The following is a 1,794-nucleotide window of genomic DNA, read 5'->3' on the forward strand; positions in this document are numbered from 1 at the left end:
CTGCGGGAGCGGGCCACCTGGCGGGAGCTCGGTCACACCCTGCTGTTCGCGGTCCTGCTGTGGCCCGTCGACGCCCTCGCCCTCACGGCCGGCCTGCTCCTGCCGGCCGCCGTGACCGCCACTCCGCTGTTGATGGCCACGACCGGGGACGGCCGGGAGGCGAAGATCCTCAAACTGTGGACGGTCACCAGCTGGCCGGCGGCGGCCGGGGTCGCCCTGCTCGGCGTCCTCCTGTTCGCCCTGGGCGCCTACCTGCTGGGCGTCGCGGCCGGCGCCCGCGCGGGACTGACGCGGCTGCTCCTCAGCCCGCACGAGGCCCACCTCGACGCCCGGGTGAGCGAGCTGACCCGTTCCCGGGTCCGGATGGTGGACGCCTTCGAGGCGGAACGACGGCGTATCGAACGCGATCTTCACGACGGGGCCCAACAGCGCCTGGTCGCGCTGACGATGATGCTCGGCCTGGCCCGCCTGGACGCACCGCCCGGCCCGCTCGCCGACCGGCTCGCGGGGGCCCACGAGGAGTCGGGGCGGGCCCTTGGGGAACTGCGGGAGCTGATCCGCGGCATCCACCCCCGGGTTCTCGCCGACTACGGGCTCGGGGCGGCGGTCGCCGACGCCGCCGACCGGTCCGCCGTACCCGTGGACGTGGAGCTGAGCCTCACCGGCCGGCTGCCCGCGTCCGTGGAGGCCGCCGCGTACTTCGTGGTGTGCGAGGCGCTCGCCAACGTCGCCCGGCACAGTGGGGCGAGCTGCGCGCGGGTGGTGGGCGGGCACCGCGACGGGCGGCTGCTGCTGGAGATCGGTGACGACGGACGGGGCGGGGCACGGGCCGGGGCGGGCAGCGGGCTCACCGGACTGGCCGACCGGGTGTCGGTGCTCGATGGCAGACTCACGCTGTCCAGTCCGGTGGGCGGACCGACCCTGCTGCGTGTGGAGATCCCTTGCGCCCCCTGCTCCCCCTGACGAACGGCCGGGCGCTGCGGGTCGTGCTGGCCGAGGACGGCGTGCTGCTGCGGGAGGGCCTGACCGGTCTGCTCCAGCGGTTCGGGCACGAGGTCGTCGCGGCGGTCGGAGACGCCGAGGCGCTGGCCGCCGCCGTCGGGGAGCACGGCCCGGACGTCGTGGTGACGGACGTCCGGATGCCGCCGGGTTTCCAGGACGAGGGCCTGCACGCGGCCGTGCGGCTGCGCGCCGAGCGGCCCACGCTGCCCGTCCTCGTCCTCAGCCAGTACGTCCAGCAGCGTTACGCGGCCGATCTGCTGGACTCGGGCGACGGCACGGGCGTCGGCTATCTGCTGAAGGACCGGGTCGGCCAGGTCGAGGAGTTCGTGACCGCGGTGGACGACGTCGCGGCCGGTGGCACGGTGGTGGACCCCGAGGTCGTACGGCAGTTGCTGCGGCGCCGCCGTGACCCGCTGCAGAGGCTGTCCCCCCGGGAGCGCGAGGTGCTGGCGCTGATCGCGGAGGGCCGGTCCAACGGCGCGATCGCACGTGGGCTGGTGGTGTCGGAGGCGGCCGTCGGCAAGCACATCGGCAGCATCTTCGCCAAGCTCGACCTGCCGCCGACGGACGGGACACACCGTCGGGTGCTGGCCGTACTGGCGTATCTGCGGGCCTGATCCGGCCGGGCGCACGCGGACGGACAGGCGGGGCCGGGGGCGTCGGGGACACCGACGGGCCGGCCGGACAGGGACATCCGCGCGCACGCGGGCCGCCGCGGCGGGCCGGCTGCCGATGAAGCCCGTCACGCCGGTGATCAGGAGGCCGGCGGTCACGGCGGTCACGGCGGCGGGG

Annotated in this window: 2 protein-coding genes; both read left to right on the forward strand. The window is 75.6% G+C overall.

What is annotated here, in order from left to right:
- Nucleotides 1-963, forward strand: a 963-nt coding sequence (locus B9S61_RS18120; RefSeq protein ID WP_103543204.1) for a histidine kinase, incomplete at its 5' end; no start/stop codon positions are given.
- Between the two features lie 23 nt (nucleotides 964-986).
- Nucleotides 987-1,619, forward strand: a complete 633-nt coding sequence (locus B9S61_RS18125; RefSeq protein WP_103543205.1) for a response regulator transcription factor — start codon at nucleotides 987-989, stop codon at nucleotides 1,617-1,619.
- Nucleotides 1,620-1,794: the final 175 nt, after the last annotated feature.

Origin of the sequence: Streptomyces sp. SM1, from assembly GCF_002910825.1 — a bacterium.
Taxonomy (GTDB): Bacteria; Actinomycetota; Actinomycetes; order Streptomycetales; family Streptomycetaceae; genus Streptomyces; species Streptomyces okerensis.